The sequence below is a fragment of the Thermococcus sp. SY098 genome (genome assembly GCF_035621495.1).
Taxonomy (GTDB): domain Archaea; phylum Methanobacteriota_B; class Thermococci; order Thermococcales; family Thermococcaceae; genus Thermococcus_B.
In genome coordinates, this window is sequence record NZ_CP141821.1 from 1,977,208 (window position 1) to 1,992,933 (window position 15,726).

Below are 15,726 nucleotides of genomic sequence, written 5' to 3' on the forward strand. Positions count from 1 at the left end.
GAACAAAAGAGTTAATTAAAGTTACTGTAATGACTTTAAAATCTCAATCACTTTTTCAAAAGGGGCATTTGTCTTTAGAGCGGTTGGTGAGAAGTGAGTTCTCGTTGCTTTGTAGCCCTCTTCTTCAAGAATCTCAATGATTTTGGCAACTTTTCTTGCTTCAAGGTTGTTCCTCCTCGCTAATGCATGAGTATCATAGAAAAATGGAATGTTAGGCTCTTCTTTGATAATTCCTAAAAACTTCAGCACTTTCTTTTTCTCTGCAATCTCCTCTCTCTCTGCCAGCTTATGCATCTCTTCAACAATTTCTTGATTCTTGAGCTCCCCAAGCCACAAAGGCCCATAAGCTTTAGTTTTGCTTGGCAAAAAGCTCCTCTCAATCTCAAATTTTCCATTCTTTTCATTAAAATACAGATACCCGAGCTTTTCTAAAGTCTCGTCCCCTTTCTTTGCTCCATCTTTGAACCTTAAGAATACCCTGAAGTAGTGGTCTTTGTAGTACGCAAAAAGAACTTCAAAGCCCATGTCATACTTTGCAACATATCTCGCAACGGTTCCTATTAAAATCCTCAGCCCCGCTTCATGGCAGAGCTCGCCTCTTATTGGCACTGCGTTGTATTTTCTTAGACATGCCTTTGGATGAGCTCCGCAGAGGGGAGCGGTATCTGTTGCGGTTATGGCTAAAACTCCTTTCCGCTTTACACTTCTCAAAGCAGAGTCTAAAAACTCCATTGGAGAACCAAAGGGATCCAAGTCAATGAAGTCAAAATACCTGAACTGCTCATTCATCAATCTGTTGGCATCTAAGTTTGTTGCAACTAAAACCTTGTTTCCTTTTAAAAATGCTTTCTTCTCATGTATCTCAATTTTACCAGGGAAGTTGAGTGCCAGATTTTTGATTATCAGCTTAAAGGCATCTGGATTTATGTCATTCATCCAAACTTCAGCTGCTGGAGTCTCTAAGGCATACCTGATCCCCCTAATCCCTGTAGCACTTAAAGCATCTAAAACTTTCTTTGCTTTAACAACCTTGAGGAGAAGGACGCTTAAATCCCTATTCAGAGCCATCATGGGGTTGTAAAAAACTGGAGCATCATAAATACGCTCAGCTTTTGGAACAAGAACCCTTGCTTTTCCTTCATTTATTTCTGTTAGCTCCATGGTACCACCAATCTATTTACAAAAAGCTTAGGCTAAGAAGAAAAGAAATCAGAGAATTTCGACGTAATCACCAAGAGCTTGTCCGGGTAAGCCTTTTTCGAACCTTACCTTAACCTCGCCCCTAACCCCATGTGGCTTGACAATTTTGCCGGCAATTATCTTTCCGCTCGGGCTCTTCCAAATGACTTTCTTTCCTATGAGCTTTGCTGCCTCCTCCCTGCTCTCAATTCCGAGAGGCTTGATAATCATGTGGTGGTTGTGCTGATTTTCCTTACTCCTCATGTAGCTTAACACTATCCCCTTCATCGCTCTCACCGTTAATGCCTACTGAAGAGAGCTTTTAAATTTATTGATGGAAAGGGTTTTATTCTCTCCCAGCTATTCAGCTTTGGTGGTGATCATGAAAATGGAAAGAATAAAGAAGCTTCAAAAGTTTATAAACGAGAACTCAATTGATGCAGCGCTCATCTCTAAACGTGAAAACTTGTTCTACTTTTCTGGAGCTTCTCTGTTAGCTGGGGGGTATTTAGTTGTTACTCCGGATGAGGCTATAATTTATGTTCCCGAACTTGAATATGAAGCAACAAAGGAAGAGACTGAACTACCCGTTGAAAAGTTCAAGAGGCTGCCAGAACTTTACGAAAAGCTCAAATCTTACAGTATTTTGGGAATTGAAGGTTCAACAAGCTTTTCCTTCATGAATGCACTTAAAGAAAAAGCTGAGATAAAGGAGTTCAGGAGCGTTGATGATGTTATAAAAGACCTTAGAATTGTGAAAACCAAAGAAGAAATCGAGATAATCAAAAGTGCGTGTGAATTAGCTGACATGGCTGTTATGGTAGCTATTGAAGAAATCAGCGAAGGGAAGAGAGAAAGAGAAATAGCAGCAAAGGTTGAGTATGTTATGAAGATGAACGGTGCTGAAAAGCCAGCCTTTGATACAATCATCGCCAGCGGTCACAGGTCAGCTCTCCCTCACGGGGTTGCAAGCGATAAGAGGATTGAGAGAGGAGATTTGGTCGTCATAGATTTAGGGGCACTTTACAGGCACTACAATTCTGACATCACCAGAACCATAGTTGTTGGAAAGCCCAATGAGAAGCAGAAGGAGATTTATGAGATAGTTCTTGAGGCTCAAAAAACAGCTGTTGAAAAAGCTAAGCCGGGAATGACTGCGAAGGAACTCGACAGCATAGCAAGGACCATCATAGCGGAATACGGCTATGGTGATTACTTTATCCACAGCCTTGGTCACGGAGTTGGCTTGGAAATTCATGAGCCTCCGAGGATAAGTCAGTACGATGAGACTGTTCTCAAGGAAGGAATGGTCATAACAATTGAGCCGGGAATTTACATTCCAAAGCTTGGTGGCGTCAGAATTGAGGATACAGTTGTTATAACGAAGGATGGAGCAGAGAGGCTCACAAAGATGGAGAGAGAGCTGATTTAATTCCTTTTTATTATCTTAACTTTTAATCCATATTCAGTGAACAGTCCAAAGTCCTCATCACAGGTAACAAGCATTTTATCGTGAGCTATTGCATTGGCAGCTATCAATAAATCTTTAGCAGGCGGTAGATTGCCTTTTTTCTTTAAGTCTCTGTAGATCTCTCCGGCAATCTTTGCACTTCTTTCGTCAAAATGCAGTTTTGGTAGCTTTTCAATCATAAGTTCTTCCTTTTCCTTCAGAGTTCCACAGTAAAGCTCAAAAACTGTGATTGCAGAGAGACCGTAAACCCATTCAGAAGGCAGAGACTTGACGACTTTTGAATTTCCTTTAAAAACCTCAATTATCACACTTGTATCAAGGATTGCATCCATTTTTGTGCCTCCTTTAATTCCTTCTCAAGCTTTTCGGCTTCTTCCTTACTTCTTGTTCCAAATCCTATTAGCAGGATGTTGAGATTTCCTTCTTTCTTTATAAGTTCTCTGATAACTTCTGAGAAGCTCTTTTTCCCCTTAATCCTCACAAGCTCCCGATAAACATCATCTGATATTGTTATTGTTTTTCCCATTTTAATCACCTGTGCATGCATGCACGAATGCATGTAATATCGAGATATTTAAAACCCTTTTCCTCGAGAACATAGGGGGGTGAGAGAATGAAAATACTTGACCAGAATCCCAAGGAGGGCAAAATTAAAGTTAAAGCCGAAACTCTCGATGACCTCTGGCATCTCTATCACATCATTGAGGAGGGAGATGTAGTTTATGCAAAGACCCTCAGAAAGCAGAGTCAGAGAAGTGATTCCCTTAGACCAGAAAAGGTCCAGGCTATTCCGGTGTTTTTAGGCATTAAAGCTGAAAAAATCAACTTCCACAAGTTTGCAAATGCGTTGAGGATTACTGGTCCAATAGTGTATGCCTCAAGAGAGGAAGTTCCCCTTGGTAAGTATCACACAATAGCAGTTGAAGAGAACAGCATTATTACAATTCAAAAGCCCAAATGGAAGGCTCACCACTTGGAAAGATTAAAGCAAGCTGTTGAAGCTTCTCAGAGAGCAAGAATTATGATTGTTGTTGTAGATGATGGTGAGGCCGATATTGCCCTCGTGAGAGAATACGGAGTTGATATAATTGCCAACATAAGACACAACCTTGGGGGGAAGAGATACAGCACAAATAGGGAAGCTGAGGAAATGAAGTTCTTCCACGATTTAGCAAAGACAATTGCTGAAATTATGGAGAGGGAAAAGGTGGATAAAGCTATTGTCGCCGGTCCCGGCTTTGTGAAGGAGAACTTTTACAGGTTCCTTCAGGAGAATTATCCGGAGTTAGCAAAGCGTGTTGTAATTGAGGACACAAGTGTTACAGGAAGAACAGGGATTTATGAGGTCATTAGGAGAGGAACCGTTGACAAAGTTTACCATGAAAACAGAGTCGCAAAGGAAATTCAGCTCGTGGAGAAGGTCATAGAGGAGATTGCAAAGAATGGATTGGTGGCTTACGGTATAAGAGAGGTCGAAGAAGCAGCGAATTATGGAGCAATTGAGACTCTACTCGTTTTAGATGAGCTTTTGAAGGGAGAGATGAGAGAAAAGATTGAACAGCTCATGGAGTTCGTCAGGCAGATGAGGGGAGAAATAGTAATTGTCAGCTCGGAACATGAGGGCGGTGAAAAGCTGAAAGCTTTAGGAGGAATTGCCGCACTGCTGAGGTATAAGATCAAGTGATTAGTAAATCTCGGCATAGGCATCGCTTTCAAATCTTGGGAACTCCTCCTCTTCGCTGTTCTTCACTAAAACCCTGTCTTTTTCTTCTGTAAACTCACCAATGATGAAAGCTTTAATTCCATTCTTAGATAGCTCCTCGATTATTCTTGAGGAATTCCTCCTGGGAGAAATTATCACCAGCGTTCCAGTTGATGAGACAGTTAGAGGATTCACATCAAAAGCTTCAAGAACTTTTTTGACGAGAGGGGGAATGTAAATTTTGTCATAATAAACTCTAAAGCCAACATTTGAATTGTCGGCAATCTCATGAAGGGCTGTTAAACCCCCTTCGGTTGCATCATGCATACCTCTCACGAACTTTCTCACAGCAAGGGCATCAGGAACAACAGTTTCAAGCTTATACATCTCTCTGAGCTTGGCTATTTCGGCTGGGGTTAAAGTTTCTTTAAGATCTTCTTTCTTGAAGTAAGCCGCTCCAACGGCGAACTCTATCCCAATGCCCTTCGTTATTATTATATCATCACCGGGTTTTGCTAACGGTAGTCTCAGGTCTTCTTTCTTCACCAATCCAAGTGCCGTTGTGGTGGCGGTTGTTTCTTTAATCGTGGTATAAACTCCCGTATGTCCCCCGATTACAGCTGTTCCGTATTCTCTGCACTCTTCATTGAGTTCCTCCATTATTTGAGCGAGCCCTTCTTTAGTGGAACCTGGAGATAACAATAGGTCAACAATCAGCCATCTCGGCTTAGCCCCAAAAACTGCAACATCGCTTGCTGCGAAATGATACGTGAAGAATCCAAAATGCTCCATTGGAACGCCTAAAACTGGATCAGTTGCTATGACGAGATAGTTTTCATTGCTATACTCAAGAACTGCTGCATCAAAGCCTTCTCTCGGACCGAAAACAACTTTCGGATCTTCAATGTTGAGGTGTGGTAAGATGGCTTCATTTAAAATTTCGCCTCTAATTTTCCCGAGCGGTAACATCTCTAAACCTCCTAATGATTTCATCTGCTTCTCTTAGGATTTTTTCATTACATCCATGGCACATTAACTCTAAACTCGGCACTCTCACGCTCATTCGGACTTTGTATTTTCTCGCAAGCTTGCTTATCTCGTAGTTTACCTCATAAGCCAAATCGAAATACTCCTGCTTAATGATTTTAAATTTGTCAATATACTGCAGAGGGCAACCCTCTCTCCACTGCCTTCTTCTTCCATATTCATACATCCTGTAAGGTTTTATACCCGCTTCTTTTACAAGCTTTTCAACTTCTTCAGCAGTGTACTTAATCAGCGGTCTGAATACTGGAATCCCGATCCTTGGTATCTCACTCAACCTTATGTCCCCCTTCCACTGATCGAGCAGGGCTCCAATTATCTTATCATTTGCATTGTCACCTTTTGCTAAAACTTCAAAGCCGTTAATTTTTGCAAACCAATAGGCATTTCTTATCATGACTTTTTTGCAGTGGATACATATTGGGCCCTTCCTTCCAATTGAATTCTTGAGAAGTCCTTCTGTTATATCAATAAGATAATGCTCGACTCTAAGTTTTTCAGTGAACCTCATTCCCCACAGCAGTGTTTCCCTCCAGCTCCATTTGTGGAAGAAGGTTATGGCAGAAACATCTAAATCAGCTTTTTTCATAATATACAGGGCTAAACTGCTGTCTTTTCCTCCAGAAAACATGAGGAGTATTTTCTTTTTATGAAGCCCAGTGTTTTCTGCAAACTGTTTTGTCTCCTTTATAATTTCTGCGAGCATGATGAAAATGAAAATAAAAAGACTTAAAAATTTAATTTCACGAGCTCATCTTTCTTACCTGATTCTCCGCAATGTCTCCCACAATTGGGAATTTATAGTACTCCCCTTGGTATGCTTTAACTATCCCAAGTATCCACAAGACAAGGGCAATTAAACCCAAAAGCATGCCTAAAATTGCTCCCAAAAATGGTATAAACATGAGGATTCTCTGAATTATGAATATTCCCAAGAATGTGATCGTTGACTGCATGGCATGGAATCTGACAAAATCACTTTCTTTCTCCAAGAGAAGGAAAATTATGCCTGTCAGGAATCCAAGGACATAAGCCAGCGCCGCTTCAATGTTTTCTTCAAGTCCTAAAGACGTTTTGCTTTTTTCTACTTCTCCACTTCCATATTCCTCCACTCTCAACACCTCACATAGCAGTATATCAACTTATTTTTAACTTTCCTGGTTAAATACTTTTCTAAAACTGTTGAAAATGATTTCATGATAGTTGATACTTTTGCATAAATTGTTTTATAATTTTCAAAAAATGTTCGAACCTTATTGAATTGGAAAGCATCTTGCTTTGTTTTAAATCTCGAACCCGATGTTTTGTTAGGCTCACCAAAACTTTTTAAGGCTTCCTATTCTATTAGTCCTATAGAATTAGGTTGTCCTAATGGTGATGATCATGTATGTGCATTTAACTCAGATGAAAGAAGGGGAAGAGGGAGTCGTTGTTGACATCCATGGGGGCATTGGGGTGAGACAGAAGTTAATCGGAATGGGAATTACTCCTGGAACCAGAATTCGTGTGCTCAAATCTTCGCCTCCCGGACCAATAATCATAGCTGTCGGTTCTTCACGAATAGCTATTGGCAGGGGAATAGCGGATAAAATAATCGTCCGGAGGGAACTTCGATGAAAAAAGTTATTGCCCTCGCTGGTAATCCAAACGTTGGTAAAACCACACTATTCAATGCCTTAACAGGACTGAGGCAGCATGTTGGCAACTGGCCTGGGGTTACAGTAGAGAAAAAAGAGGGAATAATGAAGTATAAAGGTAGAGAGTTTTTGGTTGTTGATCTCCCTGGAACGTACTCATTGACGGCTCATTCTGTTGATGAGCTTATAGCGAGAAATTTTATTCTAAATGGGAATGCTGATGTTATAGTTGATGTTGTAGACTCGTCATGTCTTATGCGAAATCTCTTTCTGACCATGGAAATCCTCGAAATGGGGGTCAAAAATATTGTAATTGCACTCAATAAAATTGATCTGGCTGAGAAAAAGGGGATAACTTTTAATTTTAGGAAAATGGAGAAAGTGCTTGGTATCCCAGTAGTTCCAACAAATGCAAAGGATGGAACTGGAATTGAGGAACTTAAGAGAAAAATAGTGGCTGTAGCTGATGGTAAAATTACCGTTAATCCTGTTGTTCCTGTTTATGATGATATCATCGAGAGAGAAATTTCCCATATAAGTGAGATACTAAAAGAAACAGCTTTAGCTGAAAGATACAACCTTAGATGGCTGGCTATAAAACTTTTGACGAGGGATGAAGAGGTCATAAAACTGGTTCTTTCACATCTTGGACATGAAAAGATGGATGAAATTCTGCACCATATAGGAGAGCTGGAGGAGCATTATAAAAAATCTCTTGATATCATTATTGCTAATCAGAAATATGAGTTCATCGATAACTTAATTCATCAGTTTGTTACTCACTTTGCTGAGCAAAAAGAAACGTTAACCGATCAGCTTGACAGAATTCTGACGCACCCGGTTTATGGTATGCTATCCCTCCTTGCAATCTTTTATTTTCTCTTTAAGCTCGTCTTTACAGTTGGAACGCCACTTCAGGAAAGTTTAGACTCATTTTTTGGAGTGTTGGGTGATAACATTGGGAGATATATAGTTAATGACACTCTAAGAGGCCTGATTGTTGATGGGATAATTGGTGGTGTTGGCTCAGTTTTGAGCTTCTTTCCTCTGGTGTTCCTGCTCTTTGTTGCAATGTCTCTCCTTGAAGATTCTGGGTACATGGCAAGAGCGGCTGTTGTCATGGAGAGAATAATGAGGAAGTTTAATTTGCCAGGGAAGAGCTTTATCCCAATGGTTTTGGCATTTGGATGTAATGTGCCTGCAGTTATGGCAACTCGAGCATTAGATGATGAGAGAGATAGAATTCTAACAATGATCATAAACCCTCTTGTGCCGTGCAGTGCAAGAATGGTGGTTATAACTTTTCTTGCTGGAGTCTTCTTTGAGAGGCATAAAGCCCTTGTTGCCATCAGCATTTATGCAATTTCTCTTGGATTAGCATTGATTTCAGCCCTTATACTGAGTAGATTCGTAATTAAGGGGGAAGAAAGCCCATTCATAATTGAGCTTCCTGACTACTTAATTCCTTCATGGAAGAGTGTAGTGATTCACTCGTGGGAGAGAAGTAAGGAATTTTTGAAAAAGGCAGGAACTGTGATTCTTGCTGGGGCAGTTGCAATATGGTATCTGAGCAATTATCCACAGCCTGTTGGTACTGGTTTAAGCTATGCCGAAATCATTGGGCGGGCATTAGAACCCGTGACTAAACTAATGGGCCTTGACTGGAAAGCTGCTGTAAGCTTAATTTTTGGGATAATAGCAAAAGAAAATGTTATCGCTACGTATGGTGTTATATATGGAATTGGGGGGAATGAAGAAGCATTGGGGGTCTTAATGAGGCAAGCAATGACACCACTGCAGGCGTTTGTTTTATCTCTTGTAACAACCCTTTACCTTCCCTGCATCGCTACAATTGCTGCAATAAGAGCTGAAGGGGGGACGAAGTGGGCTTTAGTTGCTTCGCTCTACAATCTTATATTAGCAACCGTGATTGGGATTCTTGTGTATCATCTGGGATTATTTATCTTGGGGTGAAAGGTTGTGGTAAACATTGAAGAAGTCCTTGAGCTTATCAAAAGTGGGTATACAAATCCCAAAGAAATAGCAAGGGTTATGGGTATAAGTGTTGAGGAAGTTAGCGGAATAATAAAAATACTGGAAAGCTTAGGATATATCGAAAAAGTTGAGTTTGGAAGTTCTGTCTGTAGTAAGTGTCCAATGAAGAAGATATGCTCCGGCTCATGCATTCACTTTAAGGGACAGATTTACCAGATATCCGAGAAAAATTCATCCAATTCTTCAAAAACACCTTAGGCAGCAAAATATATAAGCGTTCGATCTTAATTATTATCGGTGGTGTTAATGAAAGCTGTTATTCTTGCTGGAGGATTTGGAACAAGACTGAGGCCAATTTCATCAACAAGACCAAAACCAATGGTTCCCGTTCTCGGAAAGCCAAATTTGCAGTATCTCTTGGAAAACTTGGAAAAGATAAAGGAGATTGACGAAATAATCCTGTCGGTTCACTATATGAGGGGAGAGATAAGGGAGTTTATAGAAGAGAAGATGAGCGATTATCCCAAAGACATAAGGTTCGTGAATGATCCGATGCCTCTTGAAACAGGAGGAGCATTAAAGAATGTTGAAGAGTATGTCAGTGATGAGTTCTTAGTAATTTACGGAGATGTCTTCACGAACTTCAACTTTGCAGAACTCATTGAGTCTCATAAGAAAAACGATGGTCTTATAACAGTAGCTTTAACCAAGGTCTATGACCCAGAAAAATACGGTGTCGTAATAACTGATGAGGAAGGAAAAGTTGTAGAATTTGAAGAAAAACCAAAGAGACCAAAAACTAACTTAGTTGATGCTGGAATCTATGTGGTTGATAAGGAAATTTTGAAGGAGATACCACGGAGAAAGGAAGTTTATTTTGAGAGGGAAATCCTTCCAAAGTTTGTCAGCCAAGGCTTAGTTTATGGTCATAAAATGCCGAAGGAAAACTACTGGGTTGACCTCGGATCTCCAGAGGATTTGTTCTATGCCCATCAAATAGCTCTTGACGAAATTGCGAGGGAAGATGGATACTTTACGATAAAAGAGGATGCAGAAGTTCCAGAGGACGTTGAAATTCAAGGCCCTGTATATATTGACAGTGGAGCAAAAGTAGGACATGGGGTAAAGATCAAAGCATACACATACATTGGACCAAACACAATAATTGAGGATAAAGCTTACTTAAAGAGATCAATCCTCATCGGGAGCGACATAATAAAAGAAAAGAGCGAAATTAAGGACTCAATTCTTGGAGAAGGAGTAGTAATAGGGAAGAATGTCATCCTCAAAGAGGGCGCAGTTGTTGGAGATTATGCAAAGATTTACGACAATTTGGTGATTTATGGGGCGAAGATCCTCCCATGGAAGAAAGTTGAAGAGTACGAAGCATACATCAAGATAAAGCTCGATCCAACGAAAGTGAGACCAGAGCTCACCCCAGACAGGTGTCCTCTTGGTCTGCCGGAGTGTATATACAAGAAGTTCAGAGCAATAGCTGGAGAAAAGCCACCCTGTGATGAATGCATTGAAAACCAGTGGCTGTTCTGAGTGTTCCATATTTTTATTTTTAATATCTCATTCTGGGATTATACTCGAGGATTATCTCGCCATTTTTAAATACCCTAATTACTCCGCTTTCCGAGAGTGTTATTGCTGTTGCTTTTGTTTTCTTTGAGATAGCTGCGGCTGCAAGATGCCTGCTCCCCAGCCCCGGAGGTAAGTGGACATCAAGCTTTTTTGGGTCAACATCAAGATATCTGCCTGCTGCCACGATCCTTCCGGTGTTGCTGATTATAAATGCCCCGTCAAGGGTTGCAAATTCTTTTATAACACCCTTAATGTTCTTATCCAGCACATTCAGCTTATGCCCCCTGAAGGGGTTTGGGACTATCTGATGAGAGTACTTCAGAACATTTTTTGTGTCTCCGACCACAAATATTGTTCCAACAGGATATCCTTCCTTTCCCTCTAAGCTTAATTCCACTGCTATTTCAAGTAGCCTTTGAAGCACGGTTTGGGCTTCCTCAAAGAAACCCTTTGTAGTTGCTATGGTTCTTTTTACAGTTCTTATCCCGAGGGTATTTGGAGTGATGTAGAGGAATGTTTCTCCGTTAGATATAATGTTGTTCTCAACAAGAAATGCGGAAATGAGATTTACCACGTTCTTTATCCCTAAAGATAGCGGTAAGGGGATTTTTTTAATCCTTTCATCGGAGATATCAAAGTCCTTACCAACAAGTATAATGGGGACTTCAACTTCAGGTATTTTCCCTTCAAATGAGGGGGTTATCAGTACCAGTGCTTTAGCATCAATTTCTTTAATTATCTCTAAGGCTTTATTGAGAAGAACTTTGGTGTATCCACTCTTCTTCATTTTTACACCGTCTTATAGTATTACCGTTTGATATTTATAAATGTTGTTCGTTAAATCCTGATTCTAATAATGAAAAACGTTTAATACTTTGGATAACCTACAAATTAAGGGGTGTTAATAGTTAAAAATCATAAAAATGCGGTCTTCAGTGGTGGGAGTATGAGAATTGTGGTGGGAATAACAGGAGCAAGTGGCGTAATTTACGGGCTCCGGCTTGTGGAAGTTTTGAGAAAGCTGGGGCATGATGTTATTACAGTTGCGTCAGAAACAGGACTGGCAGTAATTCGTCATGAGGTTGGTATCAATTTTGAGCCAGATTACAGGGAAGACGAGCTGTTTGCACCAATTGCTTCCGGTTCATACAGATTTGATGCAGTTGTAATCGCCCCATGTTCTATGAAGACCCTAAGTGCTGTGGCAAATGGTTATGCTGACAATTTGATAACGAGAGTTGCTGATGTTGCATTGAAAGAGAGGAGAAAGCTGATCCTGCTTGTTAGGGAAACTCCATTGAACTTGATCCATATTCAAAATATGTTGAAAGTTACACAAGCTGGTGCCATAGTTATGCCAGCATCTCCAGGATTTTACCATAATCCTAAAAAATTAGACGATATAATAAACTTTATAATTGGTAAAATCTTAGACATTTTAGGTATCCCCTATGATTTATACAAGAGGTGGGGTGAATAAAAGTGTTACAGTTAGATGATCTGGATAGGGCAATATTGAAGTTGCTCAAAGAGGATGCCAGGTTGACTATCTCTGAAATCAGTGAAAAGCTAAACAAGCCAGAATCCACTATACACTTCAGAATCAAGAAGCTTCAGGAAAGGGGCATAATAGGAAGATATACAATTATCCTTGGAGAAACTCTTAGGCCCAAACATATTGCTTTCCTGATTTTAAGGGTTGAAAAACCTGTCATTGAGGATTTCCTTGAAAGATATCTTGAATACATAACAAAGACCCTTGCAATGCTGCCAAATGTTCTCATGGTCGCTAAAAGCGAGGAAGACAAAATAATTGCCTTGGTTGGAGATGAGACTCAAGAAAAGCTCGAGAAGTTTATAGAGGACAATATAAAAACCATACCGACTCTGAAGGAGGTACTGGTGTTCCCAGTTAGAACGTTCAAGAAGGGTGGGGAAATTATTGGATTCCTTGCGGGGATTTGAATGGAAATTGAGGTAAAATTTAGGGTTAACTTCGAGAACATCAGAAGAAAAATCGAAGACTTAGGGGCTAAATTTGTAGGAGAGGAAGTTCAGGAGGATTTATATTTCGCCCTTCCATCAAAACAGCTTTTGAGGATTAGGAAAATTGTTAATCTGGACGAGGTCATCCTTGGATATAAGCAGATTAAAGATGAAAGGAACGAAGAATTTGACGAAATTGAAGTTAAAGTTGAGGATTTTGAAAAGATGAGAATTATTTTAAAGCGTTTGGGATTTACGGAAGATGTTTGGGTTAGGAAGCATAGATTTGTGTACAAGCTTGGAGATATTACTTTTGAGCTTAATAAGGTTGAGGGACTGGGGGATTTCTTGGATATTGAGGTTATAGCCGAGGATGTCCAAGAGGCAAAAAGGAGAATTTGGGAAGTTGCAAACATGCTGGGGCTGAGAGAAGAAGATGTGGAGCAGAGATTATATCAAGAAATGCTTAAAGAACCTCTCAAACATGTACAGAAAGAGTAAAATATTATCACTTAATTTCATTATATTCTATATGGTGAGAAGATATGTGGATTAGGAAGGGTCAAGGCTCTCTTGAGTATCTTTTTATTGTTGCTTTGGTGATCATCATTGTTGCTATTGGAGTTAGGTACCTTAAAGGGGCTGCCAAGGAGGTTCCCTATTATAATGAAATAACCTTAGATCCGGGGCTCTTTAACAACATAACTGCCGATTATGGAGATATAAAAGTTGAGGCATATTTAATAGATAATGGTGATGGAACGTATAAAGTTGAGTACAAAATCTGGGCAATAAAAGTCCCTATAAGAAAAGCCCAGTTGGCACTAATATGCATGAATAAACCGCCTAATGTGGCGGGGTATAAGGTAATAACGCATGAAGGTCTACTTACGCCGGTAAATTATTGGGCTAATTATTGGACTCCAATTCCGGAGGAATATTTCCCCTGTGAGATAAGATTCTATATTTGGAAAGAGTAAGTGATTTCAAATGAAGAGATACTTAACATTTATAGTCTTTATCCTTATTTTCCTTCAGCCCCTTGTTTATGCAAGTTTTGCGGTTTATTATGGTGATGTATCCCCTTCCAATATAGGTGAACTCTCAAAGTTCAATCTTCTTATTCTTTCTCCTTTAGTGGGAGAAAATTATATAAAAGAGCTGAAAGCCAAAAACGTAACCGTTGTGGGCTATTTAAGCTTAGCAACTATTGGCGGCTGGGAGCCTTGGGCTGAGGATGTTCCTGATAGTATAATAATAGGACATTGGGAAACATGGAATGAGAAAGAGGTTGACTTTTCATCTCCACAGTGGATGGACATAGTTCTCAATGAAGCTGTCCCGTATATCCTCTCAAAAGGTTTTGATGGTGTCTTTTTGGACAATTTGGACTACGTTGATAAGTATCCCGAAAAGAGAGAAGCAATGGTTAAACTAATTAAAGCAATTCGTGAAAAATATCCGGATATAGTTATTGTAGCAAACAGGGGCTTTTCAATAACCAAAGAAATTGCCCCCTATGTTGATTATGTCCTCTTTGAGGATTTCATAACATATTACGATTTCAATGACAATAAATACAAGATTTATCAAGATGGTGATCTGCAGTGGGTTCTTGCTCAGGCGGAAATGCTGAAGAAGCTGAAGGTTAAAGTTTTGGCTTTAAGCTATGTGGATTTAGATAATGAGAAGGAGGTAGAGGAATTTTCCAAAATCGTTTGCAAATATGCAGATGAGTACGGCTTTGAAGTTTATATGGCAGATATAACCCTTCAAAGAATTGGGTTTAACCCATGTGAGAACTTCACAAAAAGCCAAGTTGCTTCAAGCGAGGCAAAAATTGGGGAGGAAAATAAAAACATCTGCGGATCGGGATCAATTTTGCTGGTGATATTCCTTCCGCGCTCACTTAGAGAACTCATCTTGCGGTAGCCACGATTTTTATAATATCGTTGAATTGAAGTTCATAATCTTCACCAACTCTTCTGTGCGTTCTTGCATTTACCGCATAGAGGAACGTCTTACCCAAATCGGTGTGCACTTTGAATGCTAAGTCTCTCGGTGTTGAACCTTTTTTCATTAAGAACACATGAGGCAAAACGTTTCCAAAGCTATCCGTAAGTTTATGCTCATCCTCAACGGGATAAACTGGAATCAACTGCAGTAATTCAAAAACAGCTTTATTGATGACCTCCTGAACTCCCGTTGAGCCAAATCTATCGAGAACTTTTTCTTTGATGAGTTCCAGTGCTCTCTGCTGCTTTGGGCTGAGAGGTTTTAAAATTTTGAAATTGCTTTGACCTGGAAGATAATCTATATAGCCTGCTTTTGCCGCCTTTCTGAGGGTTAACTCTGCAGCAGCTGAAGTTGGCACGACAATGTAGTTTCTCTTCTTCCCCTCTTCAATAAGCCTCTTTATCTGCTCATCGCTTGCCATGTCTGCTTTGTTTGCAGCTATTATTATTGGCTTATTTATCCTTCTAAGTTCGCTGACAAAGTTATACAAATCTTCATCGCTCCATTTCGTTGGGTCGTTGCTTAAGTTCGTTTTGTGCAAAGCTTCGAGGATATCCTCCTCGCTGACTCCAATTCCAGTTAGCTGATCTGCAATGGCTCTTGCGAGATTTAGATGTTGAAGTTTAACCCTTTTAGCAAATTTTTCCCAGTTCTTCTTTAAAATTCCATATATCCAGTAGTTTATCTCCTTCTCCAGAAACTCAATATCTTCAACTGGGTCGTGATAATCTGTGGGCTGTCCTTCAGCATCGGTCTTTCCGCTTGCATCAACTATGTGAATCAGTGCTGATGCCATTCTTAAGTCATCTAAAAATTTGTTTCCCAGACCCCTACCTTCATGTGCACCGGGTACAAGTCCAGCCACATCAATCATTTTTATTGGAATTAGAGCAAGTCCATCTCTGTATTCGTAGTTCTGCGGATTTGGAGCACAGCCAAGCTCTCTGCATGGATGTTCTGCTATAACATAGCTAACTCCAACATTTGCTTCAATAGTGGTGAAGGGATAATTGGCTATTTGAACGTCAACTAAAGTTGCCGCAGAGAAAAAGGTTGATTTCCCGACATTTGGCTTTCCTACAACGCCGATTTCCATTTTTCATCACCAC

Annotated in this window: 20 protein-coding genes; 11 read left to right on the plus strand and 9 right to left on the minus strand. The window is 40.0% G+C overall.

What is annotated here, in order from left to right:
- Window positions 1-21: 21 nt before the first annotated feature.
- The gene (locus VFC49_RS11115; protein ID WP_324735577.1) at window positions 22-1,161 is read right to left on the minus strand and encodes a tRNA (guanine(10)-N(2))-dimethyltransferase; all 1,140 of its coding nucleotides are present in this window, start codon (window positions 1,159-1,161) and stop codon (window positions 22-24) included.
- 48 nt (window positions 1,162-1,209) lie between these two features.
- A complete protein-coding gene (locus tag VFC49_RS11120; protein ID WP_042679753.1) occupies window positions 1,210-1,467 on the minus strand; it encodes a 50S ribosomal protein L35ae in 258 nt (85 codons plus the stop codon).
- Between the two features lie 100 nt (window positions 1,468-1,567).
- Between VFC49_RS11120 and pepQ the strand changes: the two genes are divergently transcribed.
- Entirely contained in the window at window positions 1,568-2,611 is a 1,044-nt protein-coding gene (gene pepQ, locus VFC49_RS11125) for a Xaa-Pro dipeptidase PepQ (RefSeq protein ID WP_420719635.1), read from the plus strand.
- On the opposite strand, the gene VFC49_RS11130 is transcribed toward pepQ, so the two are convergent.
- Together VFC49_RS11130 and VFC49_RS11135 are read right to left on the minus strand one after the other, a co-directional pair.
- A complete protein-coding gene (locus VFC49_RS11130; RefSeq protein WP_324735579.1) occupies window positions 2,608-2,982 on the minus strand; it encodes a type II toxin-antitoxin system VapC family toxin in 375 nt (124 codons plus the stop codon). The genes pepQ and VFC49_RS11130 overlap by 4 nt on opposite strands.
- On the minus strand, window positions 2,955-3,176 hold the full coding sequence (locus tag VFC49_RS11135) for an antitoxin VapB family protein (protein WP_324735580.1): 222 nt from the start codon (window positions 3,174-3,176) through the stop codon (window positions 2,955-2,957). The genes VFC49_RS11130 and VFC49_RS11135 overlap by 28 nt, the downstream gene beginning before the upstream one ends.
- An 87-nt stretch (window positions 3,177-3,263) precedes the next feature.
- Between VFC49_RS11135 and VFC49_RS11140 the strand changes: the two genes are divergently transcribed.
- Window positions 3,264-4,334, plus strand: a complete 1,071-nt coding sequence (locus tag VFC49_RS11140; RefSeq protein ID WP_324735581.1) for an mRNA surveillance protein pelota — start codon at window positions 3,264-3,266, stop codon at window positions 4,332-4,334.
- Here VFC49_RS11140 and VFC49_RS11145 read toward each other — a convergent pair whose 3' ends face one another.
- The 3 genes from VFC49_RS11145 to VFC49_RS11155 are packed head-to-tail and all read right to left on the minus strand — an operon-like array spanning window position 4,335 to window position 6,508.
- A complete protein-coding gene (locus VFC49_RS11145; protein ID WP_324735582.1) occupies window positions 4,335-5,321 on the minus strand; it encodes an AIR synthase family protein in 987 nt (328 codons plus the stop codon).
- Complete coding sequence (locus tag VFC49_RS11150; protein WP_324735583.1) at window positions 5,299-6,102, minus strand: 7-cyano-7-deazaguanine synthase; 804 nt, start codon at window positions 6,100-6,102, stop codon at window positions 5,299-5,301. Before VFC49_RS11150 ends, VFC49_RS11145 begins: the two co-directional genes overlap by 23 nt.
- Window positions 6,103-6,139: 37 nt before the next feature.
- Window positions 6,140-6,508 carry a DUF4870 domain-containing protein gene (locus tag VFC49_RS11155; RefSeq protein ID WP_056933257.1) on the minus strand — a complete coding sequence of 123 codons (369 nt, stop codon included), beginning with the start codon at window positions 6,506-6,508 and terminating at the stop codon, window positions 6,140-6,142.
- Window positions 6,509-6,779: 271 nt separating this feature from the next.
- Between VFC49_RS11155 and VFC49_RS11160 the strand changes: the two genes are divergently transcribed.
- From VFC49_RS11160 to VFC49_RS11175, 4 genes are read left to right on the plus strand one after another with little or no spacing between them, the layout of a single operon-like run.
- Window positions 6,780-7,013 carry a FeoA family protein gene (locus tag VFC49_RS11160; protein WP_324736757.1) on the plus strand — a complete coding sequence of 78 codons (234 nt, stop codon included), beginning with the start codon at window positions 6,780-6,782 and terminating at the stop codon, window positions 7,011-7,013.
- Window positions 7,010-9,007 (plus strand): ferrous iron transport protein B, encoded by a 1,998-nt coding sequence (feoB, locus tag VFC49_RS11165; RefSeq protein WP_324735584.1) that lies wholly within the window; start codon window positions 7,010-7,012, stop codon window positions 9,005-9,007. Before VFC49_RS11160 ends, feoB begins: the two co-directional genes overlap by 4 nt.
- A 6-nt stretch (window positions 9,008-9,013) precedes the next feature.
- A complete protein-coding gene (locus tag VFC49_RS11170; RefSeq protein WP_324735585.1) occupies window positions 9,014-9,286 on the plus strand; it encodes a helix-turn-helix domain-containing protein in 273 nt (90 codons plus the stop codon).
- A gap of 48 nt (window positions 9,287-9,334) precedes the next feature.
- Window positions 9,335-10,576, plus strand: coding sequence for an NDP-sugar synthase (locus VFC49_RS11175; RefSeq protein ID WP_324736758.1), 1,242 nt, complete (start codon window positions 9,335-9,337; stop codon window positions 10,574-10,576).
- Window positions 10,577-10,595: 19 nt separating this feature from the next.
- On the opposite strand, the gene VFC49_RS11180 is transcribed toward VFC49_RS11175, so the two are convergent.
- Window positions 10,596-11,402 carry a DNA integrity scanning protein DisA nucleotide-binding domain protein gene (locus VFC49_RS11180; protein WP_324735586.1) on the minus strand — a complete coding sequence of 269 codons (807 nt, stop codon included), beginning with the start codon at window positions 11,400-11,402 and terminating at the stop codon, window positions 10,596-10,598.
- Between the two features lie 159 nt (window positions 11,403-11,561).
- Between VFC49_RS11180 and VFC49_RS11185 the strand changes: the two genes are divergently transcribed.
- From VFC49_RS11185 to VFC49_RS11205, 5 genes are read left to right on the plus strand one after another with little or no spacing between them, the layout of a single operon-like run.
- Complete coding sequence (locus VFC49_RS11185) at window positions 11,562-12,095, plus strand: flavin prenyltransferase UbiX (protein ID WP_324735587.1); 534 nt, start codon at window positions 11,562-11,564, stop codon at window positions 12,093-12,095.
- On the plus strand, window positions 12,092-12,580 hold the full coding sequence (locus VFC49_RS11190; RefSeq protein WP_193385910.1) for an Lrp/AsnC family transcriptional regulator: 489 nt from the start codon (window positions 12,092-12,094) through the stop codon (window positions 12,578-12,580). Before VFC49_RS11185 ends, VFC49_RS11190 begins: the two co-directional genes overlap by 4 nt.
- A complete protein-coding gene (gene cyaB, locus VFC49_RS11195) occupies window positions 12,581-13,102 on the plus strand; it encodes a class IV adenylate cyclase (protein WP_324735588.1) in 522 nt (173 codons plus the stop codon). It abuts the gene before it with no gap.
- Window positions 13,103-13,146: 44 nt separating this feature from the next.
- The gene (locus VFC49_RS11200) at window positions 13,147-13,581 is read left to right on the plus strand and encodes a class III signal peptide-containing protein (RefSeq protein WP_324735589.1); all 435 of its coding nucleotides are present in this window, start codon (window positions 13,147-13,149) and stop codon (window positions 13,579-13,581) included.
- A gap of 10 nt (window positions 13,582-13,591) precedes the next feature.
- A complete protein-coding gene (locus VFC49_RS11205; protein ID WP_324735590.1) occupies window positions 13,592-14,533 on the plus strand; it encodes an endo alpha-1,4 polygalactosaminidase in 942 nt (313 codons plus the stop codon).
- On the opposite strand, the gene VFC49_RS11210 is transcribed toward VFC49_RS11205, so the two are convergent.
- Complete coding sequence (locus VFC49_RS11210; RefSeq protein WP_324735591.1) at window positions 14,520-15,713, minus strand: redox-regulated ATPase YchF; 1,194 nt, start codon at window positions 15,711-15,713, stop codon at window positions 14,520-14,522. The two genes, VFC49_RS11205 and VFC49_RS11210, sit on opposite strands and share 14 nt — an antisense overlap.
- Window positions 15,714-15,726: the final 13 nt, after the last annotated feature.